The sequence below is a fragment of the uncultured Sulfitobacter sp. genome (genome assembly GCF_947500075.1).
Lineage (GTDB): Bacteria > Pseudomonadota > Alphaproteobacteria > Rhodobacterales > Rhodobacteraceae > Sulfitobacter.
In genome coordinates, this window is sequence record NZ_CANMQS010000001.1 from 728,002 (window position 1) to 751,361 (window position 23,360).

Genomic DNA, 23,360 nt, shown 5'->3' on the forward strand with positions numbered 1-23,360 from the left:
CGCTTTTGGGCCTCAGAGTAAAGACGGCACAAAAAATTGAAAATGTTAACTATTTTCTCCTTTGGCAACTTTGACTTATGATTACCACAACGCTCGAAACCAGAAAGCCGCGACAATGGAACTCATGGTATTGAGCTACTCACCAATACTTGGACAGCATCCGGCGCTTTTAAGCTACTCTCTGCTCCTGCTTTGAGAGTTACACGCTCCTTCGCAGCGGAATCGGGCAACTCATCAAATAGCTCAATCAGCTCAGCCCGGCCCTCTACCCCCAGAAGACTCGGGGCCCCAGCCTCTGCAAAAGCGTAGCTCCACTTCCCACCATGAGTAGCAATGTTCTACATCTTTGCGCCAGAGATTTCCGGTAGGAAAGGTTGAATTAGAACTGCATGGTGTTGCCGATGCCGCGCAAGCTCTTTGGTGCCTCAGGGATGATTTCCCTCCATCAAAAGATGTGGGTTGAAGTAGCTAACCGCACTTTGGAAACGCGGTTAGCTACCGTCAGTAGGTATGCTGCGGCTACTGGGTAGAAGGTACGCAGCAATTGGGAGCGAAGTGATCTCTTCGCCGTCTGCAGAATATCGGGCAAAATGGTGATTCGCACAATTCTTTATGCAAATTGCCGCCAGGTCTGGAAACACTCCAGACCGTATCACTGATACTGTTCTCAAAGACCAAGGGCGGACCATCGCTTAAAATGGACCGCTTTGCATTGAGTAGTAGAAATCAGCTTACTCAGGCCTCACCAAGCCGCCTGGCGATTGCCTGTAGAATCACCCCGTTCGTGTTTAGGTCCGAATATGTTGATGTAACTCGACCTGACTTTGAGAATACGCTCGAAGCGAAGCCCTGCTTGGTCTTGCAATTCCTCCGAACAAACTCGACTAAATTATCAGAGTGCTCATGTGGCTTGTACGCAGCCCAAAGAAACGCCGCCTTAGAACTCAAAACCAGATATTCGTCCCAGAATTCTGCTGTGTGGTGTTCCGGATTGAGACCCACAGTATCCAATGCCCAAGTCCGCTTTTGAGCATCAAGCTGCAAGCCTTGGTATGTGAACCATGGCGCGCGATCAATTGGGCCCTCTGAGACTGCGATCAGCCGCCCTGTTTCCTTGAAGTCTTCGACTTGTGCTGCAAACAAAACCTCCGCCAAGTATGCGCTTTCCAACGACATGTCGCTTTCCATGGCTTCCAGCAAGAGTGGCTCTGCACCTAGGGGACCAATTGCTGAAGCCGCTTCCAGCAACCGCATTTGGTCGTCATAGGAGAGTTTACTGCTAACAACCTCATATGGAGATTTGGCGTTAACCCCCCATGAGCGGAATGCCCGCGCAGAATAGTGCGCGCTATGAGACCTATAGACCGAGTGCAGCTTGCCATCGGTAACCGAGTTGACTTCACCATCAATTACAATCTTGGCCAAATCCCAAGAGTTTACTAAACTTTCAAGCTGGTCATTCATGCCTGCATAGCGCCTCAGGTTCTCAAGCGATGACAGCAGTCTTCCAGCATCGCTGCCATCAAAATTTCTGTTTCCCCACTTTTGGCGATCCACTCGTATCCAGCCCTGCGGCAGTAAGCGGTTTTGGGTCTTCCTTCCTCTGACTTGTCTCAGGATCTTTGCGATGTTCCTTTCAAATTCCCGCTTTGGGAGGAAGCCTATCTGCGAAGCGGCAATTAGCCCATTGATGTGGCTCCCGACGTCCCACATGGTCACCGTCGGATGCACACGACCTTCTGTTGGAGAAAAGCTTACAGTTGCTGGACAAAGTCCGGTTCTTTGAATTGTATTCTGGCTGATATAGCTCCAAGCAACTTGAGCATCATCGAATAGGCGTTTGCGTTCGCGTGCCGCCCTTGAGGGGGAAGCTCTACCTGTATAAGCCAGAGCCCCGACTGTGCGCCTTTGGTGGGCCATTTCTGCGCCCTTAGGAGCGATTTCGTTGACAAGTAGGTCAATTGCTCCAAGCAGACTGAAACCATCCCGCATTGCCTTCTTCAGCTGGGAGCGCAATCCGAGTCTCATGTATGGATTTGAAAGAGCCTCAGCTTGAATGGAAACTACAACATCTTCTGCATTCTCCAGCCGTTCCTGAAGTGTCTCCAGAGAATTGAGATCAGAGACTTGAACGCTCGGCAGCCAAAGTATGCCTGCACTATCTAGGCCTTTTGTTTCATGGCCTGCCAGACCAACGCATTGGCCAGACTGAAGCACCAAACCAGGGTCAACTTCGCCCTTGGTGTGGCCGCTAATCTCGTCTACGTTAACACTGAAAAGTTTGAGATGCCGGGATTCAGAATGCCGCTCCTCTCGCGGGTTCCCAATAGGAAGCCAAAACAATGACTTTTCACCGATGCTATGTTTCGGAGGCTGACCAATGCTCACTTGCAGGCCATCTCGCTCCAGATCAATCTTGAAGGTTTCAAAATGTGCCATCAGGTCGCTGTCGCTGGTATCCGGATAAGCCAAGTGCACGGCAACAAATCGATGGAGTCTGTAATTGTCACGCAGATGTAAGTCCGAGATTCTGAGTAAACTTGTCGCTCCAGTTTTTTCCAGCAAGTTAAGTTTGTCCAAGGTGTGACCTATTTTATCCACAACGTCTTGTGCTGCCATCCCCTCCAAGTGAACCATGTCCAGGTGAAAAATTGACTGAGTTCCGCTAAGCTTCAAGTCCGCATCTTTTGATAGGTCAAGCGGGAACCACTTGCCGCCCATGAGGCGTAATACACCATTTGGCCAGATTTCTGATTTGACCTCTCTTTCACCGGTTGGAACCACGAGGACGGTCTTCACTCCACCAGCCCGTACTCCAGTTGGTTCCCACGGATTCTCGGTATCGTCAGAGGCGATGGTTTTGAAATTCGGCCGATCCAGCATTCCCCCTGCCAAGGCGTTACTAAGAAGCTTAGTTACCTCGTGAAGTGAGCGGCCCTGAAAATAATCCGACTGATTTGGAAGGCCCGGCATGAATGGCGCTACTTCAATCTTGTTTTGAAGCATGTAGGCGGTTAGCACGCTACTGATGGCTGATTTCGGAGAAATTGCCTCTCCGTCCTTTCCGTAAGGGGAGACCACGCAGGTAACAGGAATGCCACGCGAACAAACCTCATCAAGAACCGTGATGAAGCTCTCAGCCGAAAGGCCCGGATCGATGCCCGTCAAGACCAGCGAAGCAATACTGCTGGTCGCAATTGTTGGGCTAGCAATTGTTACGGTCGAGCTACCTATGGTCGCAGCAGCAGACAGAAGGAATCCGCGACGATTCATTTAGCATACTCCTGGGCTAGTAGTTTTCCGCCGTAGCGTTTTGATTTGCCCCATGCGGCCAGACTGCCTGAAGCTGCACGAATAAGCGCACGGAATACAGATACGTACAGTAGTGGGCGGTAAACAATTCGTTGCATTGGCCATACTAGTATCAGCCTGTTCTTGGTGCTCGGGTCTGTCAGCACAGCTAAGAAAGCGACGAAAAACTCAACCACGGGTAAAGCAAGATATGCCCAGATCATTTTTGGAGGTACTAGGCTGGCATTTGCACCAACATCGCCAGTCCAGCTGCCTACAAGGTATCCATATGCTGCAATCAGGATAAAAAGATCAGCGATAGGGGCTAGTAATGGGAATAGATAGCCAAAAACGACCATATCGGGAATTGAGATTAGGCCAACACTCCGTCTTTCTCGCACAGCATTTTTGTGTTTCCAAGCGCTTTGGAACATCCCCAACGACCATCGCAAACGCTGAGTGAGCAGTGCAGAGACAGTTCGCGGAGCTTCAGTTACGGCTATCGCTCGTTCTTCATAAACCACCCGATATCCAGACCGATTGACTGAAACGGTAAGGTCACAGTCTTCAGTCAAAGTTTCACTGCAAAATAGACCTGCTCGTTCAAGTGCGGAGAGCCGCCAAGCACCCAATGCTCCAGGAACAACTAAAATTCCGTTTATGTGGTCATAAGCTCGCCTGTCGAAATTCTGCGCTGTTACATATTCCAATGCCTGCATCGATGTCAGCAAATTGCTAACGTTGCCAACAGTGATCTTTCCCGCAACCGCCCCGACCTGAGGGTCAGAAAAATGCGAAACCATCTTGGAGATTGCATCTGATCGAACTTCGGTATCGGCATCAATACAAACAGCTACTTCAGAGTCCAAGGAGGAAATCGCCCTATTTAGAGCACTCCACTTTCCCTGGTTTGGTTGGAAGATGTATCTGACCCTAGTATCGTGCTTAAACTCGAGCGCTTCATTGATGGTGTTATCAAGCGAACCATCATCGACTACGATGACCTCTAAATTCTTGTAGTCAGAGCAAAGAACACTTTCGATACACTTGTGGATTGCGACCTCTTCATTAAATGCCGGAATAATCACCGAAACCTTCGGACTATTCTCTAGCGAGTTAACCGAGTGCTTTTTCCTAAGAAGCGCTAGGCAAACGATTGCCATGGATCTGAAAAGACCTACAAAAAGGACGCACCAGAATACTACCTGTAGCAAGGTGAGGGTCAGTGACGCAAACGCGAACGATACCTTGTCAAATAGCAGGCCAAGCCCGGTTACTTCTGGCATGAGCTCTGTTCTATTTATTCCAAGTGTCTCAGAAACTGTGGTAAAAGTGTACCCTCGACTACGCAGTTCATTGACTATTTGTGGTAGCGCTTCAACCGAAGGTGCCCGGTTTTTGCCGCCATCATGTAGTAGAATGACATTGCCCAAACCATCTTCAACCTGTGATATTACATACGCGGAGATTTCTTCGCTGCTCAATCCAAGCCAGTCTTTTGGGACAACATCCATTCCGTAGATCAATGAGCCGCGTGCTTGAACGACTTCAAGGGGCCAGATCCGGTCGCTGCTGATTGGGCCTCCGCTTCTTAAGAATGGCTCACGATACAGAATCGTGTCCTGGCCGACTGCACTTGCCAAGGCGCGATGGGAGAAGTCGTGCTCAAAATCTGTACGTGAATGGGATATCTGATCCATTCTCGGATGTGAAAATGAATGTGTGCCAATTTCGTGTCCGTTGTCCACAATGCGTCTTACAAGATCCGGATGTTTCATCACATTCTGACCCAAAACAAAGAATGTTGCAGGAACATCAAGCTCCTCCAATATCTTCAGGACAGCTGCCGTGTACTCAGGGTGAGGCCCATCATCAAATGTCAAGATCAACTCATTCGCTTCTGGCGCACCATAGCGTTCAATCTGATACGGAGTTGGGTAATAGCCGTAGTTTTGTTCAGTAATCAGCCCCGTCTGCGCACTTGTCTTAACTTGGCGGTACCCAAGACTCGCCTTCTCTAAGATACGAAGAGCCGGTCCTCTTCCCACGTACTGAACGAAGTTGTTCAGGCTTACTGTTTCAATTGCTTGCGTTGCTCTAGGTAAGTTTGCCCTGAAAGCGCCGATGAGTGGCCAAATCCCAGGATCCTCATAGCCCAACGACCAGACGCCAATGCTCGAAACCCCACCGTCCTCTAAAATCTCTAGGTTATTGAACATTGAGGCTGCGTCATTCATCCACACCTTTTCCTGGCGTCGATTCTCAGATTGATACTTTGCGAACGACCCAGATGCTTCTGCCGCGAAATGCAGTTCTGCATCTGTTTTGCTGACATTTGTTATGACTTCGCCGTAGGAGAGCTTCTTGGGGACTGGTGATCCGTCTTCCCAACTAGTCGAAAAGTTGCCCAATGCGATGGTAAGCCGTTCACTTCCGACTCGAGACAACGCGGACTTGACAGTCTCGGCTAACCAATCGTTTTTTGACAGAGGTGTAGGTGCTGAACCAATCCAAGGTTCATAGAACGCCTTCAATATGACATGGTCAAAACCTCTTTCGAAGTCAAAGGCCAACCAAGGTCTACGAGTTGCGTTCATGATGATGCATGTCCGGAATCCCGCATCTTGTAGGGTGATCTTGAAATCATTCAATAGTTGCAAGAGGTTGGCGACCTCCCAGTCAGTGAGCGGCTCAAGGTCCAGGCAGGCGCCATCGGCGTTAAGCGATGTGAGCTTTCTCGCCATATGGGACTTCATTTCTTGAGAAAGCGTGGTGCCGATGATTTCCTCAGAAGCCAATCTGTCGAGTAAGCTCAGATCAAATTGCACTCTTGGCAAGACAGTGATTTCACCCTCGCGATCAGCAACATACTCTTCAGCCGCCATACGTGTATCTTTGCTTGTGACGTGAGTACTTGCCTTGCTGTCTTTAACAGAAATGGTAACCCAATCAGGTACCAAAACATCGATTGTCTGACAGCTGCTGTTCAGAGACAGGTGCGACCATTCAACCGAGATTGGAAGATGCGCAACGATACGCTGCGGCGGGGCCAACACTGATCCCGTCTGATTTCCACCAAATGCAGCTTTGCAGCTAGAGGTCAGATTGGCCGTCTCAACAGAGTTGTGACTTTCTAGGCTCTCGCTATCAATCTTTGCCCTTGCGGGCTTAATGCTAAGTTGATTTGCAAGAGCTGGTTTAACATAGGGTATGCCGTCGATGAATAGGGTGGTCCAAATGAGGGCAGCTAGGGCGACAAGGATTAGCCGGACTGATATCCAAGCGCGCCGAGTCTGACTGGGATCGCTAAAGACAGCAGGGCCTGCTCTCTCTTCTTCAACTCTATTTAGGTGAAAATCAAAACGCCGGAGAGACATCCCTATGCCTCCCCGCTCTCAAGTCGAGTCGGCGAAAGTGAACGCCAAGCGGCAGCGAGTACATGTCGCAAACAAAAAAACACTCATCACCCAATTCGCACGGATTGCGGACCAGATACTCTGGTTCGCAAATGCAAGGCCCCCACCCAACATTCCGCCCACTGCTTGGCTCTACGGGCCAAGCTAGGGATATGCTGTTTTAGGCGAAAAAGTGTCCCTACGTCAATTTTTTGACGCAAACAGGTCGAATATGGGCGAAATGAGGCAATAAAGCGCTTCCGCCGTAAATAGTGGGTTCTTAAATCTCTTGATTGTTTCGCATTAAGGCTGCGTGCGGTCTAACTCTTGCCGCAAACTGCAATGATCTAAACCACTTTGGCGTAATAGAGCATTGCCACTTCGGTAGCTTTAGCAGCCCATTAGTGCTTGGACGGAACTGAGAACTGGTTGTGCTACGCAACAGCGGTGCTCAATGCGAGTCATTCACCATCCGACGCCCGGTTCCTCAGCCTCACCCCAGCACCACCGCCGTTCTCTGGGATGAAGTCTACGCCCGCCGCTTCAAGCGCCGCCACGACGCGTTCCTCTGCATCTGCAGATACCAGCCCTTTGTGCGAAGGCCTGCCCTCAATCCTTCGCAGCGTAATCAAGGGGACGTCCGCCATCTCGCAAAGTTCCTGCTGGGTCAGGTCGGCAAGTGTTCTGGCGGCCTTAATCGGTTTTTTCATCGGTGATGCCTGCTCGTTGATAACTTTTTCTCACTGTGCACTTGTTATCAGTAAAGTCTAGTGATAGGTAGTTATCAGTGAGCAAGAGCTTCGGAGGAAGAAGAGACGATGATTAAAGCGACCGCAATCAACCGCACCGCCATCATGCAGGAAGCATGGGCCAACTACCGCCGGTTCAATGCACGCCTGCCGTTCTGCCGCCGCGCCTTCGGAGAGGAGCTGTCCCGCGCATGGTCCAAGGCCAAGCTCGCCGCATACAAGACCTGCCCAATTAACCGCGCCCGCGCTGCCATTGCTGAGGTGGAGAACAAGAGCAAACTCACGCAAGCCGACTACGCACGCCTTGGTGTGCTCCGTGCCGCCCTTCGCGCACATCAAGAGGCCGCAGAAGCAGCGCCCATCAGCTTCGCCAAAGCCAAGCGGAATACCATTGCAGAGCAGCCATCGGCCCGCGCCGCCTAAGCAATTCGCAATCAAACGGTGGGTTTGCCTAAAGCCACCTGCATAAAGGGGAACGACATGACGAACGCAGAAATCATCCAGCGCCACGCGCCATTTGCCAATCATGAACTGACAGCGGAGGATCTGGCCTACCGCCTCAACAGCCTTTTGCGGCTCTGCCACACCGCAGCGGACAACGACCAGCCTACAGCCTTCTCAGAAGGTAATGGCCTGTGCTTTGGGCTTAAGCTGGCGGAGAAATGGGCTGGCGAACTGATCGAGGTTATCGAGAACCTGGAGAAGGCCGCGAAGAAAGGGAGTGACTCATGAACCGAATTCAACAAGCAATTGCTGATCTTGAGGACGCCCGAAAGGCTCACGACGATGCTGTCACAGCGCAGAGCAAGACTTTTAACCGGTTAACTGGTGAGGAATGCCCCAAGGCAGTAGAGGCCGCAAACAATGCTACCGATGCCGTGAAGAACGCAGAACTCACGCTCTTGGCAGTCGAACCCGAAAACGCGATGGATGCGTTGCGCAAGATCGCAGCTCTTTTGGAGGACGGTTTTGCCCCAGAAGGTGTGGCAACGTTAAAGGCAGAGGCTGCGCGTTTTACTGGCGCTCTTGGTCCGCTTGCAGAACCGCGCACGGAAAGGGATGCCAACCCCTGAACCAAACCTACTACGACACCTGTGCCAGACTGTATTTGCGGCACAGGTGATCCATTTTGGAGTTTTTAGAGAGTGAATTGTTACACAGTAAACCGCAACTGGTCGGACAAGTTCCTACCAGAGATCAAGGACCTCGTTGGCCGCCACCTTCTGGAAACCGCGGCAGATCCCTTCGATCAAATACAGGCAACTGATCTCATGATGCTGGAAGCCCGAGACATGCGCGTCGCGGCGCGTGTCAGGCGTCCAGGCTATGCGCTACGCTATCCCCACCAGTTCACCATCCGCTCGACCGTCAGCTCAGGCGCCCAAACAGAGCTCTCCAAGATAGTGAATGGACATGGGGATTGGATGTTCTACGGCCACTCAAACCCGTCACAGACCGGTTTAGATGCATGGTGGCTGATAGATCTCCGCGCCTTTCGAGCGGCTCTGATCAGGCATAGGACCAACTCACCACAGATCATAATGGGGGATCAGGCGAACTCGGACGGCACCCGCTTCAAGTGGTTCGATGTAAGGTCGTTTCCGGCTGAACCACCGTTGGTCGTTGCAGCCTCAAATGACGTGGCGCAGCAGTAGTGTGTCCTCAGAGAGGTCTTCAGTTCTGTCCACCCTGATTTCACAGTGGACACAAAACAAGAAAATCAGGCTGAAGAGCCTGTTTTTACAACCCTAATGCGCGTCCAATTTGGAAATGCGGCGCCTAGGGTCTGTTGTGCGAGTTGTCCGCTAAATGCATGCGCTACTGTCCACTGGCTGAGAGGGTGGACATAAATGCGGATCGTTCGATCAGACGGGTCGGTGATACAAGCCTTCCACACACTCAGGCCAGCCTACTTGGAAAGGGACACAGGCACCATCGACAACGCAGGATAGTTGTTAGGCAATGGGGCTTCGTGCATGTTGGACCAAAGGTACGTGGAAGGATGGCGTATGGATCAGACTGTGGATCTTCTAGTGCGGGCAGGTTGGATTTATCCCGTTGACGGCGCGGCGGAGTCGATCCGGGATGGGGAGGTCGCCGTCAAAGACGGAAAGATCGTCTACTGTGGGCCGCGTCGAAACCAGCCTTGGTCTGCCACTGAGGTGGTCAACGCACCGCATTCGGCGCTCATGCCCGGCTTCGTCAATTGCCATTGCCACGCGGCCTCCACAATCTTCCGCTCCCAGACAGAGGATGGCGAAGGGGGTCGGGCACTCTACACGGTTGCATTCCGGGGCGAAGGAGTCGTGGATCCTGATGACTGGGCCCGAATGGCCCTTCTGGGCACGGTCGAGATGGCGCGGGCCGGGATCACCACACTCAACGACTTCTGGTATGCGCCCGACGCCATGGGACAGGCTGCCCTGGCCACTGGATTGCGCATGCAATTGGCCACCGAGATCGTCGACGTGGATAAGGACCGTGTTGTAGATGTGGATTATACTCGTCAACCCGACATCGGAGCCCGCACGTTACGGGCGGGGGTTGCGGCAGCAGAGCGCTGGCATGAACAGAACGATGGGTTGATCACTGCACGACTTGGACCCCACGCTGTGGACACGGTGTCGGAAGGGCTTTTCCTTGAATGCGCGAGCGAGGCGCGGGCCGGAGGCTGGGGTCTTCACACCCACGCGGCCCAATCCCCTCAAGAAGTGGCAGTGATCCGAGACGCGCATGGATGCGGCCCGGTCACCTGGCTGGCCGAACTTGGTATCCTGGGCGCCGACTGGGTGTTGGCGCACCTGACATTTGCGGATTCAGGCGATCTGGATGCCGCCGCACAGTTGGATATCGGGTACGGTCATGCGGCCTCGATCTATCCCCGCCGGGGCGGCTACCCCGAATTGTCTACGATCCGGGCGCGTGGGATCCGGACTGGGCTGGCCACAGACTGGTTGCAGAATGATCCTTTTGAATCCATGCGGGTAATGCTCGGCGCGACGCGGATTAAGGCGGGCAACCATACGGCATTGACGAGTTACGAGGCCTTGGAACTGGCCACCGCTGGCGCTGCAGAAGTCATGGGGCTGGGCGACAGTATCGGACGGCTAACGCCCGGGCGGGAGGCAGATATGATCCTCGTCGATCTCAATCGCGCCCACCTGCAGCCGTTCTTCGGGACCGCGGCTTCCCTTGTCTGGCATGCCCGCGCTGATGATGTCACCCAAAGCTGGGTGCGCGGTCGTACCGTGATGAAGCACGGAGCCGTGCGCGGCATTGACGAGGCCGCCGCCTTAGCGGCTTTGCGGGTCCGCACTGATCATTTTGGTGACCAGCTGCGCGCCCTGGGTGGAACCGCACGCACGGCACCTTGTCCTTGCGGTAGCCATTGATGCTCAGCCTTGTGCTGTCTCGGTGCATCCGCAAGCGAACACCGCCCCATCAAGACTATCAAAAACCAAGGCGCAATTGGCTTTCCCAAAACCTCGGCAGAGCAAATTTGCCGCTTAGAAAGATTACAGTATAGGGAAACGACAGAGCACCCAAAATACTATGCTATTCAGCGTGTCTGCTAAGCAGGGGTCTATGACCTGTGGCTTGACCAGAATGAGGTCACATGTCCCCCATATGTCCCCCAGCGTCGATTTCGCCGCGCTATTCAGTAAGTAATTTCAAATTTTATTGTTTAAAAACATGGCGATCCCTGAAGGACTCGAACCCTCAACCTGCTGATTAGAAGTCAGCTGCTCTATCCAGTTGAGCTAAGGGACCGCTGCGCTGTTCATGCCGCAGCAAGGGCGCCCGTGCAAGTCCTAGACCAGCCGCGTCATGAAAACACTGAGCGGGTCGAGCACATAGTCGCCAAATGGCGGGCATTCCTCGAAACCATTGCGCAGGTACAGCGCGCGGGCGGGGGCGAACAAATCGATCGTGCCGGTTTCAAGGCTCACCCGTGACATCCCGTCACCACGCGCGCGGTCCAGAAGATGCGTCAAGATCGTCTGTCCGACGCCCTGCCCACGCGCCGCTTGCGCCGTGTGCATCGATTTCAGCTCTGCATGATTTGTGTCGATCTGACGGATCGCACCGACCCCCAGCAATTCCCCAGACCGGCGCGCCGTCAGCAATGTCGCCTGCGCATCCAGCAGCTCATCCGGCTCCATCACATGGCAGGAACTGATCGGAGAATTGGAGCGCATCACATCGAAATGCCGCTTCAGAAGAAGGCGCACATCCTCGGCCGAGATGTCTTCCTCGGCGACGCTCAGAGGGTTCAGTGTGTCCATGCCCCCCGGCGCCCTGTTGCAAAGTTGTCGCCATATCCGCCGGGGCGGATGTTGGGTTTGCGCTTGTTGGGGTCCTGCACCTGCGCGTCGATGCGGTTGTCGCGCGCGTATTCGATGGCATCTTCCTTGCTGTCGAACTGCAAACGCACCTGGCTTTGCGTGTCAGAGGACGACGTCCACCCCATCAGCGGGTCAATCTCCCGCGCTTCGGCCGGGGCGAATTCCAGGACCCAATGGTGGGTCTTGGCGGTGCCAGATGACATGGCAGTACGGGCAGGCTGAAAAATGCGGGCGCGCATGGGCGATCCTCTGGCTGTGGGTTGCCCTCTATATCGGTCATTCCGCCTGCTGGGGCAAGGGTGCAGACGGCGTAACATCAGCAGGTTTCAAAGCACTGTCACACCACATACTGCGATGGGATCCCCTTTCAACGGGGCACTCATGTCAATTTATGGCAGCAGCGACCGCCACACCCCTTGAACCCCCTGCCAAACGTGACACCTTTGAACGAAGCCAGCCAAGGATTCCCCAATGCCCTACGCCCAGACCGACAGCTCTGACGCCACCGCCGTTCTGGCCCACCCGGCCCCGGACGTGCGCAGCCGTCCCAAGCTGGAAGGCGGCAAGACGTTCCGCATGCAGACGGAGTTTGAACCCGCAGGCGACCAGCCCACGGCGATTGAGGAACTCTGCGCCGGTGTCCGCGACGGTGACCGCGATCAGGTGCTGCTGGGGGCGACTGGCACGGGCAAGACCTTCACCATGGCGAAGGTGATTGAGCAAACCAACCGGCCCGCCATCATTCTGGCCCCGAACAAGACCCTGGCGGCGCAATTGTATGGTGAATTCAAAGGCTTCTTTCCTGACAACGCCGTCGAATACTTCGTGTCCTATTACGACTACTACCAGCCCGAAGCCTATGTCGCGCGATCGGATACCTATATTGAGAAGGAATCCCAGATCAACGAACAGATCGACCGCATGCGCCACTCCGCCACGCGCGCACTGCTCGAACGCGACGATGTGATCATCGTGGCCTCGGTGTCCTGCATCTACGGCATCGGCTCGGTTGAGACCTATGGCGCGATGACGCAGGACCTGAAGGCCGGGCAGATGTACGACCAGCGTCAGGTGATCGCCGATCTGGTGGCCCAGCAGTACAAACGCAACGACGCCGCGTTTCAGCGCGGGTCGTTCCGCGTGCGCGGCGATGCGTTGGAGATCTTCCCCGCCCACCTCGAAGACCGTGCATGGCGGTTGAGCTTTTTCGGGGAGGAGTTGGAAAGCATCACCGAATTCGACCCCCTCACCGGGGAGAAGGTGCAGACGATGGACCAGATCCGCGTCTATGCGAACTCCCACTACGTCACACCCAAACCCACGATGCAGCAGGCCATCATCGGCATCAAGAAAGAGCTGAAAATACGCCTGGACCAGCTGGTGAACGACGGCAAACTGCTGGAGGCCCAGAGGCTGGAGCAGCGCACAAACTTCGATCTGGAAATGCTGGAGGCAACCGGCGTCTGCAACGGCATCGAAAACTACTCCCGCTACCTCACAGGCCGCGCACCGGGGGAGCCGCCCCCCACCCTGTTCGAATTCATCCCCGACAACGCAATTGTCTTTGCCGACGAAAGCCACGTCTCCGTCCCGCAGATCGGCGGCATGTACAAAGGCGACTACCGCCGCAAATTCACACTGGCCGAACACGGCTTCCGCCTGCCCTCCTGCATGGACAACCGCCCCCTCAAGTTCGAGGAATGGGATGCCATGCGCCCGCAGTCGGTTTTCGTCTCCGCCACCCCCGCCTCCTGGGAGATTGAACAAACCGGTGGTGTCTTCACCGAACAGGTCATCCGCCCCACCGGGTTGCTGGACCCGATGATCGAAATCCGCCCCGTTGAGATGCAGGTGGACGATCTGCTGGACGAGGTCCGCAAGGTCGCCGCGGATGGTTACCGGACGCTCTGCACGACGCTGACCAAACGGATGGCCGAGGACCTGACCGAATACATGCACGAACAGGGCATCCGCGTGCGCTACATGCACTCTGACATTGACACCATCGAACGCATCGAAATCCTGCGCGACCTGCGTCTGGGCGCGTTCGATGTGCTGATCGGCATCAACCTGCTGCGCGAAGGCCTGGACATCCCCGAATGTGGTCTGGTGGCCATTCTGGACGCGGACAAGGAAGGCTTCCTGCGGTCTGAGACATCTCTCATTCAAACCATCGGCCGCGCCGCGCGGAACGCTGAAGGCCGCGTGATCATGTATGCCGACCGCATCACCGGCTCGATGGAACGCGCGCTGGCCGAAACCGACCGCCGCCGCGCCAAACAGATCGCCTACAACGAAGAACACGGGATCACGCCAGAGACGGTCAAGAAGAACGTCGACGACATTCTGGCAGGGCTTTACAAAGGGGACACCGATCAGGCGCGCGTGACCACGCAGATCGACAAGAAGATGGCCGGATCGAACATGCAGGCTGTCTTGGACGGGTTGCGCACAGATATGCGCAAAGCGGCGGAGAACCTCGAATTCGAAGAAGCCGCGCGTTTGCGGGACGAGGTTAAACGGCTGGAAGCCGTTGATCTGGCAATTGCCGACGATCCAATGGCCCGGCAATACGCGGTTGAGAAGGCAGTGGATGACGCGCAGAGCAAGTCGGGGCGCAGCACCATGGGCAGGGGCGGCATGCGCGGCGGGGTGAAGCGGAAGAAGGGGCGGCGGTAGGGTTGCGTTAACCTTTGGGGAGGTCGCCCTTTCCGGGAAATTATTGAGTCGATTGGATTCTTAACTCACGACTCTGTGAGGCGAATTTGGTATTCTTTGGAAACACTTTGTTTCGATAGAGGTTCCAATGCGCCTATTTCTTTCTGCTGTTTTGATCACGCCATTCTTTGCAATTCCTGATCTAGAGGCTGCGCCGATTAACGTAGATGCCAACGGCGACGCATGGGAAGTCTTTCACTATCGCAACCGGTCCGGGCCAAACAGCGTAGGCTTCCGTCGCGAAGACCGACTGATTTTTGGCGCGGTCAACGTCGTGCCAAACGGCAAGGGGGAAGACAATAGCACCCCGGTATCTGCCACAGAGACAACAGGCGTCGCCTATCAAGGTGACGCTGAGGTCCAGTTAAGCTTCTTCCCTACCACAATCAATCCGAACCAATTTGCAGGCGGTTTCGAATTCAACGAGAGCGTTTTGGGATCCTGGGAACTGGAGTTTACGAACGGAAGCGACGTTCTGATCGTCAACACGCCGGAAGTCGGAGACGCGCCCGCCATTGATCGGGTCTCCAACATGCGGATTGTGTCGGGCGCGGACACCACGACACCTACCTTCGCATGGGATCCGGTAAATGGCGTCGATGCATACACGATCTCAATCTACGATCAGCTCAGCAGAAACGAGGCCAACTTCCCAGACCGTATCTTCGTGTCCGGGACGGGTGGTGCACAAACATTCACCCTGCCAGACGGTTTCATTACCGAAGATGGGCTCTACACGATTGAAGTGCAGACGAGGATCAGCCGAAGTGATGGCACTAATCCGTCGGGAAGCAGCCAAGCCGGCTCTGCGGTATCAATAAATCGGACGTTCTTCGACTTTACGTTGACCGACCTTCCAGACGAACAGGAGCTATTCATCCCCGAAGTTGATACGAGCACGGGTGTACCAACGTTTAACTTCGACAACCCCGTCCTCGCCGAACAAATCCAATACTACGACCCCCTCGTCGCCATCGGCTACGACTACCAGATCGGCGCGCAGGACCCCTTCTTCAATTCCTTCATCCTGCCCGAGATTGGCGACGATATGTTCTCCCTGCACCTGTGGAACGGCACCGAATATGCCTTTGAGCAGGACGTTCTGGCAGGCACCGAATACTTCCTCGGCGACGGCACGGATCGTTTCCGCATCCTTGGCATCGAAACAGGCGCGGCACTTGATCCGCTTGATCCGACGGCTTTCGTGACCGGGCTCAGCTTCGCGGAGGACGGCCGCTTCACCGGGACCATGTCCCCCATCGTTGCGAACGTGCCCCTCCCGGCGAGCCTCCTGCTGCTGGGTGGTGCGCTGGGTGGTATGGCGTTCTGTCGCCGCAGGCGACGGGCAACCTGAGACAACGCCAATCACAGGACCCTTTGACCTTACAGATCCGCGCAATACCTCTTAGCGCATGATGATGCTCCGCCTGAAATCCTCCCTGAGTGCAGCGGCAATACTGTCATGCGCACTGGCGACCCAAGCCACCGCCTGGGAATTCACGCCGGGGATGCCCTGTGTCCTGACCCATCAAAGCGGCGATGTTGCCGTCACCTTGACCTATGACCCGGTGACACCGCTTTATTCCATCTCGCTGAAGCAGACCGAAGGGTTCCCCGCCGCCCCGACGTTCGGCCTGCGCTTTGACGGGGATCTGCCGATTGCCATCGGCACCGACCGCCACCAGTTCACCGATGACCGCCGCCGCGTGACGGTTGAGGACAGCGGTTTTGGCAATGTCCTGAACGGCCTGCAGTTCAACAAACTGATGACCGCCTTTGTCGGCGCACAGGTGATTTCCGTCCCGCTCAACGGCGCTGCCGAACCGGTTGCGGCATTCCGGGCATGCGAAGCGCCGCTTCCCACCAGTTGACGCCACATAATTACCCTGCTGCGCGCCTATCCTTTGCCGCATTGGCCGTTAGAACAGGCCCACGTCTGTTTGAGAGGTCCGCACCATGCCCATCGTTATTGCAATCCTAACCGCCCTTGCCGGCGCCGTATGGTGGTGGGTCCGCCAGAACCCAAGGGAGGCCATCCACACCGCGCAGGACGTGGCCACGACGCTCAAGAACGCGCCGCGCAGGCTCGCCTTTCGGCGTCAGACAAACGCCCATCCGGTTGAAGGGATCGATGACCCGCGGATCGCCATCTGCGCGATTGCCCAGTCCTTTCTGGAGCTTGATACCCTCCCGACCATTGAGCAACGCGATCGCCTGCACATGCTCCTGCGCTCAAAACTGCGCTGCACTGAAGCGGAAGCCGAAGAGATGGAAGTGCTGGGCCGCTGGCTGGTCACCCAATGCAACGGCGCCCGCGAAGCGGTCCCCCGCCTAGGGCGCAGGTTAAGGAAAATCGACGACGGATCGGCATGGGACAGAATGCAGGATGTGCTCGCGTCACTTGTCGGGGATGATCTTTCCCCCGCTCAGGTGGACGCGGTCGATGACCTGCGGATTGCCTTCAAACGGTAACGCGGCCCTCAACCCCTTTAGAAGTCAAACAACTCCTCCAGGAACCCACCCCGCTTCTTCTTGCGGTAGCCCCCGTGATGTTGCTGCTGCTGGGGCGGTGCTGCTGCGGCAGGAGCCTGCTGGCCAAAAGACCGATCAATGATCTTGTCCAATTCCCCCCGGTCGAGCCACACGCCCCTGCACTGCGGGCAATAGTCAATTTCCACGCCACTGCGATCTGTAATGACAAGCTCGGTTCCGTCGATTGGACATTTCATCGGGGTCTCCTCAATTGGTTCCCCGAATAGATAGGTATTCCGGCCGCAATTTCACCGGGCATGGATCCGAATATCCTGCAAATTCGCGGGTTTTTGCCCAAACTGCGCTCGGTGCTGACAGACCCGCATCCGACCGCGCCACAAAATCACAACATATCTACAAAAATGCCTGCCACCACGACTGCGCTCCATGGGAAATCAGTCCCGTTAATCTTTTGTTAACCAATTACCCGCCACCGTCCTCGTCTGGAGGGTTCCCGTGCGGAAAAATCTATATGTTTCATTCTGTTTGCTCGCGCTCTCTGCCGGTTCGGCAGAGGCTGGCGCCTGGTTGCGCGAAAAGGGCAAGACGTTCAGTTCCACGGCGTTTACCATCACGGCGGATCAGGACATCGCCAACACATCATATCTGGAATACGGGCTGCGCCCTGACCTGACGCTCGGCGCGGATGTGCGCATTGCCCATGACCGATTGGGGGTGCAGGACGGCTTTGCGACCCTCTTCATGCGCCGCCCGCTGGGTGATCCCGACAAGACCAGCAAATGGGCCTATGAACTCGGCCTTGGCGCCACATGGGACGACAGCGTTGTGCAACCCCATGTGAAAATCGGGCTCTCCTGGGGTCGGGGTCTGCAATGGGGGGACCGGTACGGCTGGGTGTCGGTGGACAGTTCCTACCGCTGGGACATCACAACGTCGCAGGGCACGCTAAAGGTCGACAGCACCATCGGCATGGGGTTTACAGAAGTCACCACGGGGATGTTGCAACTCTACCTGACAGACTTTGACGGCACCGCATCCGCCAGCATCGCCCCCTCCCTCGTTCTGCAACCGCGCGGCAGGGAATACCGCATTCAAATCGGCGCCGAGACCCCGCTGGACGATACCGGCAGTACCGCCCTCAAGCTGGGCCTCTGGCGCACTTTCTGAGGCGTTTCCGGGTCTCCCCCGAAACGCGATGGAGCGCCTTAGCGCGCGTCCATCCGGACCACAGCCATCACACTGCCGCGCACATCGGAGGGCCAGACGACCTGGATGCTGCGCCTGTCCGCGCCCCGTGCCACGTCAACGTAAGGCATATCGTACTGGCGCACGTTGTTTGCATTGCGGATCCCACCCATCGGCGTGATGCTGTCCACCTTCAAGGCCTGCCCCCCGAACGGCAGATAATCCGACGCATCAATCTGCCAGGCGTTGCTCTCGGTGTTTTGCGTGAACTCGATATGCGCCGGGGTTTCGACCTGCGCGGTGACACCGTGATATGAATTCCCGGTCATCACCACGTTCTTGCACCGTGCAATATCAAGATCGGCAAAGGTGGTATCCACCCGGTCCACCCGGTCAATGGTCCCGTTGATGCTGCGGAACCGGTTGCCGGTGATCAACACGCCGCTCAGGAAATGCCCCACCCCATGCGGCTTCACCACCAGATAGCTGAACCACGGCGCGACATCACCGGACAAAAAGACATTGTCCGTGATGCTGAGTGCCGAAAAGGAGAACTCGGTGTTAAACTCAGGGGCCGGATCCTGTTCGTTGGTCCATTCGATAAAGCAGTTGTCGACGTAGTTGCCCGACACAATGGAGCTGGTGTGTTGCGCACACAGGATCAACCCGGCAGACCGGATACCGCCTGCTATCGCGTCCCCCTGAAAGAAGTGATTGCCAAGGATCAGGTTGTTCGCACCAGCCAGCAACCCAAAATGCCGGAACCGGGTGGCGCGGTTATCGCGGACTTTCACATCATTGGCATTGGTGTTGAACCCGATCGTCCGGCGGTTCGCCACAGGCAGTGCGTCCTCTGCCGACAGGAACTGACAACGGTCGATGAACATTCCCTGACACCCCGTCCCGATAGAGGTAATCCCGCGATCCGCAGGACGGCTGATGAAGCTGTCGCGCACATGGAAGGTACTGCCGGTCTGCGCCAGCATGATGCCACTGCACCGATCGTTACACTGAAACTCCATGTCTGCCATGACGAATTTGCCAAGCTGGGTGAAGCCGGAGAAGTCGATCAGATACTGGAACTTCCGGAAGGTGAAGTTCTGCGTCCCCGCCGCGTCAAACAGCGGCGCGCTCAGCGTCACTTCCTGAAGTGCAACGTTCTTGGCACGCACATATACCTCACGGCCCACCCCTGTACCCTCAACCAGCGCACCGACGGGCACATTGGCCACGTTGGTCACATTGCTCAGGGTCCGGGCATCACCGGGCGAATAGGTGGCTTGCGACGTTACCTCCTCGGTATCCCACGCGGCAGAATTTGCGGCCTCCAACTGCCCGCCCCGAACAACCCGCCGGGTGGCATAACTGGTGCGATCCGGAACAGCCGCCTGCATATCCAGCGGTGCGGTCACATTCACCTTGCGCCCCTTGAGGTCGAGCGTTTCATGATCCGAATTGTTCAGCAGCGCCTGGAACGCCTTCAGAAAGGCCAGCTCTTCATCCTCGAAGGCATCGATGTAATTGGGCAAATCAAAGTTGCAGCGCAGCAAAAGCACTGCCGCCGTCGGCATCGTCACATGGCCGACGAAACGAATGTCCGTATCAATTGTGACATCCCCGTTTAAACGAAAAACCCCGTCAGGGACGAGGATGGTCCGACCTTCTGCCGCGATGTTTGCAGCTTCGAAGGCGGCCGTGTTGTCCGTGGTCCCGTCGCCAATCGCGCCATAGTCAACCACATCGACCGTGGCCAGCACCTCTCCGCGAAACGCGGCTGTGACGTCTTCGATCACCAGATCATCAACCCGCACAATGCCTCCGTTGGGCCCTGACAGGTCGATGCCAAAGTGCCCGTAGACCGCATCTGTGCCCCAGACCATATCAACACCGTCGCGCGCCCCTGCCCCGACAATCGCGCTGATCTCAACCACCTCACCGTAGCTGGTCAGCTGGATGGGCGGCGCGTTCTGCAAGACATCCGGCACGACACTGCCGTTGCCTTGCGCCGGATACCCGGCAATGCGCACCAGCGGCAGTGTGCCACTGACCGCCTTGACCCGCGCCGTGATCCGCAGATAGCACCCCGGCTCCAGCGGCGTCTGCCCCATGAAGCGCAAGCGGGTCACGGTTTCGGATTTGAAAATCTCCAAAGCCCCGCCAAAGTCCTGATCCGCAGGCACAAAGGCAGCATTTGGTGCGCTTTGATAGGTATCTGTTCCCGGTGTGCCGTTGCCCCTTGAATAGACATCCAGACCATCGGCGTAGGGTGCAGGCATCAGGGCCGCACCGTTGATTGTCGCATTGCTCATCTCAAATCCCTTCTCCGGCACCTGCGGCCACCCCGGCCCGCAGACATCCGTCTGATTGCGCTGAAGCCCGACAGCCGTCGGGACGGAACAGGGAAATAACGGGAAGGGGTTAAGTGGGCCGCACCGCAGCGCGCGTATGCCGCGCAACACCCAATGCGCGACGGCGGCGCAGGCCAAGCAGGCTCACGCTCAGGCCCAGCACAAGCATCCCGAGCGCAGGCGGCAGTGGCACAGGTTGTACAGGCGCTCTGACGCGCACCACATGCGCAGACCCACGCCTTGTCGTGCGCTGCCAGCAGTTCCCGTTGCAAGGCGCCCACAAGATACCCTGCCTGAAGGACGTTGGCGGAACCCGAAAGACAGACTGCGCAAACACACCGCGCCTGCGGCCCCAGTGTCCTTCCACGCGCGGCAAAAGGCGCGCTCTCAGAGCCTTGCCTGTGATGTCTGTGCGCTGCGCATAGGCCGCGCAGAACGCGTCACAATGACACAAATCACCAAAGGCATCCGACCCCCTTGCATACAGCCCGCCTGAGGAAACGGACCAGTGACAATATGTTCTGCCCGGCACTTCTTGCTCCAACGGGACATCCGTCGCCTGCAAAGTCGTTGCATGGCCCGCCGCGCCAAATGCAGCGCAGACAAAAGCCGCCAAAACGATCACCATCACAGATGGAATTCTATAGCCCATGCCGTCAGGACTAGGGGCTAACCCCTTAACAAAGCGTAAAGTTTGAAAGGGATTTTAGGAGATTTGTCTTAAGTGCCGTGCCCCTGCCCGAACGGGAGCATCTCAGGCTGTCACACTCTCCGAATCCAGGATCTGCACCCCTCCGATACGCCAACCTGCATCTGTCTTGATCATCCGGTAGGCCAGCAGGTGCTTGAACCCCTTGGCATCCACGATCTGCACTTTCTGGATCAGCGCGCCGCGCTGTTCGGCCAGCTCCAGATAGGTCACCTCGGCAGGACGCCAGACCATGGGATAGCCCTGCGTCACCATGCGCTCAAAGTTCTGCGGTGTCTTGAACAGCCTCTGCAAGGTGGGCGTGGCATAGGTGAACGCCTGCTCGAAATCGTCCACTTTGAACGCTTCAAGCTGGCTGGTGATGGTGCCTTCAATCTCTGCCTGCTGCGCGGTCGCGGTGACGGCCAGAAACACCGACATCAGCAGCCCGCCAAGCATGGCAATCAAACCTTTACGCATATCCTGTCTCCCCATGTGCGATGCCATGATGGTAAGGCGCGCACAAAGGGAGGCAAGAAATCAGGTTGAGAGAAGCTCTCCGGCAAGGGCCGCATCGATGAGCGCAATCGTCTCTTCCACGCCATAAAGCGCGATAAAGCCCCCAAACCGCGGCCCCTGCGATGCGCCCAGAAGCACTTCATACAGCGCGGTAAACCAGTCGCGCAACGGCTCGAACTTCGGCTTGCCCACGGCGAAAACCATGCTCTGCAAGGCTTCGGCATCCAACCCGCCGTCCCAGGTCTTGAGATTGTCCCGCAGTTCTTCAAGCGCTTCACGTTCCAGATCACTTGGCGCCCGGAACACCTTCTGCGGCTTCACGAAGTCATTGAAATACCGCACCGCATGCCCTGCCGCCGCATCCATGCCCGGATTGGTCTCGGGTGAGGCCTCCGGCGCATATCGCTGGATGAAGCCCCAAAGCTGCGACTTGTCCTCAGCCGACGACACAGACGCCAGATTAAGCAGCATCGAAAACGGCACAACCATATCCGAGGTCGGCACATCACCACCGTGAATATGCCATACCGGGTTGTTCAGACGCGCTTTTTCGTCCTGCGTCTCATAGGCGCGCAGCTGCTGGTGATACTCATCCACAGCCTTGGGGATGACATCAAAATACATCCGCTTGGCCGTCTTGGGCTTGAGATACATGAAATAGCTCAACGATTCCGTGCTGGCGTAGGTCAGCCACTGGTCAATCGAAATGCCATTGCCGGAGGATTTGGAAATCTTCTGCCCATTCTCGTCCAAAAACAGCTCATAGCTGAAATGCTCAGGCTTCTTGCCCCCAAGGATCTCGCAAATTCGGTCATAGATCGCCGTGTTGGTGGCGTGTTCCTTGCCGTACATCTCAAAATCGACGTCCAGCGCCGCCCAGCGCGCGCCAAAGTCAGGCTTCCACTGGAGCTTCACATTACCCCCGGTCACAGGAAGGGTCATCTCAACCCCGTCTTCGGTGTCGAAGGTGATGGTCCCGTCTTTGGCATTCACCTCTTTGATCGGCACATACAACACACGGCCCGTTTCCGGGTGGATCGGCAGGAAAATCGAATAGGTCTGGCGGCGCTCTTCGCGCAATGACTTCAGCATCACGGCCATGATCTCGTCATACCGCTCTGCCGCGCGCAGCAGGATCTCGTCAAACTGCCCGCTTTCGTAGAACTCCTTGGCAGAATAGAACTCATACTCAAAGCCAAAGGTGTCCAGAAACCGACGCAGCATGGCGTTGTTATGATGGCCAAAACTCTCATGCGTGCCAAACGGGTCCGGCACGGCGGTCAAAGGCTTGTGCATATGCTCGGCCAGCATCTCCTGCTGGGGCACATTGCCCGGCACTTTGCGCATCCCGTCCAGATCGTCCGAAAAACAGACCAGCCTGGTCGGAATATCGGAAATCTCTTCAAAGGCGCGCTTGATCATCGTGGTGCGCAGCACTTCGCCAAAGGTGCCGATATGCGGCAAGCCGGACGGGCCATAGCCCGTCTCGAACAGGACATACCCCTTCTGCGGCGGTTTTGATGCGTAGCGTTTGAGGACGCGGCGCGCCTCTTCAAAAGGCCAGGCCTTGCTGCTCATCGCTGCATCGCGCGTCTCAGACATATCGGATCATCCATATTCCGCCAGGG

General features: G+C 56.1%; 19 protein-coding genes and 1 tRNA gene. 10 read left to right on the forward strand and 10 right to left on the reverse strand.

Annotation, left to right across the window (positions count from 1 at the left end):
* Window positions 1-735: 735 nt before the first annotated feature.
* The 3 genes from Q1A91_RS03540 to Q1A91_RS03550 all read right to left on the reverse strand — a co-directional run bounded on the left by Q1A91_RS03540 (window position 736) and on the right by Q1A91_RS03550 (window position 7,396).
* Window positions 736-3,273, reverse strand: a complete 2,538-nt coding sequence (locus tag Q1A91_RS03540; protein WP_299872903.1) for a DUF3131 domain-containing protein — start codon at window positions 3,271-3,273, stop codon at window positions 736-738.
* Window positions 3,270-6,668, reverse strand: coding sequence for a glycosyltransferase (locus Q1A91_RS03545; protein ID WP_299872905.1), 3,399 nt, complete (start codon window positions 6,666-6,668; stop codon window positions 3,270-3,272). The genes Q1A91_RS03540 and Q1A91_RS03545 overlap by 4 nt, the downstream gene beginning before the upstream one ends.
* Before the next feature lie 479 nt (window positions 6,669-7,147).
* A complete protein-coding gene (locus Q1A91_RS03550) occupies window positions 7,148-7,396 on the reverse strand; it encodes an XRE family transcriptional regulator (protein WP_299872908.1) in 249 nt (82 codons plus the stop codon).
* 108 nt (window positions 7,397-7,504) lie between these two features.
* On the opposite strand from Q1A91_RS03550, the gene Q1A91_RS03555 reads away from it, so the two are divergent.
* The 5 genes from Q1A91_RS03555 to Q1A91_RS03575 all read left to right on the forward strand — a co-directional run bounded on the left by Q1A91_RS03555 (window position 7,505) and on the right by Q1A91_RS03575 (window position 10,827).
* On the forward strand, window positions 7,505-7,858 hold the full coding sequence (locus Q1A91_RS03555; protein ID WP_299872912.1) for a hypothetical protein: 354 nt from the start codon (window positions 7,505-7,507) through the stop codon (window positions 7,856-7,858).
* Between the two features lie 57 nt (window positions 7,859-7,915).
* The gene (locus tag Q1A91_RS03560; protein WP_299872915.1) at window positions 7,916-8,167 is read left to right on the forward strand and encodes a hypothetical protein; all 252 of its coding nucleotides are present in this window, start codon (window positions 7,916-7,918) and stop codon (window positions 8,165-8,167) included.
* Entirely contained in the window at window positions 8,164-8,508 is a 345-nt protein-coding gene (locus tag Q1A91_RS03565) for a hypothetical protein (protein ID WP_299872917.1), read from the forward strand. The genes Q1A91_RS03560 and Q1A91_RS03565 overlap by 4 nt, the downstream gene beginning before the upstream one ends.
* A 72-nt stretch (window positions 8,509-8,580) precedes the next feature.
* Window positions 8,581-9,090 carry a hypothetical protein gene (locus tag Q1A91_RS03570; protein WP_299872920.1) on the forward strand — a complete coding sequence of 170 codons (510 nt, stop codon included), beginning with the start codon at window positions 8,581-8,583 and terminating at the stop codon, window positions 9,088-9,090.
* 354 nt (window positions 9,091-9,444) lie between these two features.
* Complete coding sequence (locus Q1A91_RS03575; protein ID WP_299872923.1) at window positions 9,445-10,827, forward strand: amidohydrolase family protein; 1,383 nt, start codon at window positions 9,445-9,447, stop codon at window positions 10,825-10,827.
* Window positions 10,828-11,129: 302 nt separating this feature from the next.
* Here Q1A91_RS03575 and Q1A91_RS03580 read toward each other — a convergent pair.
* From Q1A91_RS03580 to Q1A91_RS03590, 3 genes are all read right to left on the reverse strand, one after another.
* Window positions 11,130-11,206, reverse strand: a tRNA-Arg gene (locus Q1A91_RS03580).
* Between the two features lie 41 nt (window positions 11,207-11,247).
* Complete coding sequence (locus Q1A91_RS03585) at window positions 11,248-11,721, reverse strand: GNAT family N-acetyltransferase (RefSeq protein ID WP_299872925.1); 474 nt, start codon at window positions 11,719-11,721, stop codon at window positions 11,248-11,250.
* Window positions 11,709-12,020: an ETC complex I subunit gene (locus Q1A91_RS03590; RefSeq protein WP_299872928.1), complete on the reverse strand. Its 312-nt coding sequence runs from the start codon at window positions 12,018-12,020 to the stop codon at window positions 11,709-11,711. The genes Q1A91_RS03585 and Q1A91_RS03590 overlap by 13 nt, the downstream gene beginning before the upstream one ends.
* A 232-nt stretch (window positions 12,021-12,252) precedes the next feature.
* On the opposite strand from Q1A91_RS03590, the gene uvrB reads away from it, so the two are divergent.
* The 4 genes from uvrB (at window position 12,253) to Q1A91_RS03610 (ending at window position 16,971) form a co-directional block, all read left to right on the forward strand.
* Window positions 12,253-14,460: an excinuclease ABC subunit UvrB gene (gene uvrB / locus Q1A91_RS03595; protein WP_299872930.1), complete on the forward strand. Its 2,208-nt coding sequence runs from the start codon at window positions 12,253-12,255 to the stop codon at window positions 14,458-14,460.
* A 127-nt stretch (window positions 14,461-14,587) separates the two neighbouring features.
* Window positions 14,588-15,853, forward strand: a complete 1,266-nt coding sequence (locus Q1A91_RS03600; RefSeq protein WP_299872933.1) for a VPLPA-CTERM sorting domain-containing protein — start codon at window positions 14,588-14,590, stop codon at window positions 15,851-15,853.
* Window positions 15,854-15,911: 58 nt separating this feature from the next.
* Complete coding sequence (locus Q1A91_RS03605; RefSeq protein ID WP_299872937.1) at window positions 15,912-16,370, forward strand: hypothetical protein; 459 nt, start codon at window positions 15,912-15,914, stop codon at window positions 16,368-16,370.
* 85 nt (window positions 16,371-16,455) lie between these two features.
* Window positions 16,456-16,971: a hypothetical protein gene (locus Q1A91_RS03610; RefSeq protein WP_299872939.1), complete on the forward strand. Its 516-nt coding sequence runs from the start codon at window positions 16,456-16,458 to the stop codon at window positions 16,969-16,971.
* A 17-nt stretch (window positions 16,972-16,988) separates the two neighbouring features.
* On the opposite strand, the gene Q1A91_RS03615 is transcribed toward Q1A91_RS03610, so the two are convergent.
* Window positions 16,989-17,228 (reverse strand): zf-TFIIB domain-containing protein, encoded by a 240-nt coding sequence (locus tag Q1A91_RS03615; protein ID WP_299872942.1) that lies wholly within the window; start codon window positions 17,226-17,228, stop codon window positions 16,989-16,991.
* A gap of 259 nt (window positions 17,229-17,487) precedes the next feature.
* Between Q1A91_RS03615 and Q1A91_RS03620 the strand changes: the two genes are divergently transcribed.
* Window positions 17,488-18,159 carry a hypothetical protein gene (locus Q1A91_RS03620; protein WP_299872944.1) on the forward strand — a complete coding sequence of 224 codons (672 nt, stop codon included), beginning with the start codon at window positions 17,488-17,490 and terminating at the stop codon, window positions 18,157-18,159.
* Window positions 18,160-18,197: 38 nt separating this feature from the next.
* Here Q1A91_RS03620 and Q1A91_RS03625 read toward each other — a convergent pair whose 3' ends face one another.
* The 3 genes from Q1A91_RS03625 to Q1A91_RS03635 all read right to left on the reverse strand — a co-directional run bounded on the left by Q1A91_RS03625 (window position 18,198) and on the right by Q1A91_RS03635 (window position 23,334).
* Window positions 18,198-20,486, reverse strand: a complete 2,289-nt coding sequence (locus Q1A91_RS03625; protein WP_299872946.1) for a glycosyl hydrolase family 28-related protein — start codon at window positions 20,484-20,486, stop codon at window positions 18,198-18,200.
* 793 nt (window positions 20,487-21,279) lie between these two features.
* The gene (locus tag Q1A91_RS03630; protein ID WP_299872947.1) at window positions 21,280-21,693 is read right to left on the reverse strand and encodes a DUF4864 domain-containing protein; all 414 of its coding nucleotides are present in this window, start codon (window positions 21,691-21,693) and stop codon (window positions 21,280-21,282) included.
* Between the two features lie 60 nt (window positions 21,694-21,753).
* Window positions 21,754-23,334 carry a lysine--tRNA ligase gene (locus Q1A91_RS03635; protein WP_299872951.1) on the reverse strand — a complete coding sequence of 527 codons (1,581 nt, stop codon included), beginning with the start codon at window positions 23,332-23,334 and terminating at the stop codon, window positions 21,754-21,756.
* Window positions 23,335-23,360: the final 26 nt, after the last annotated feature.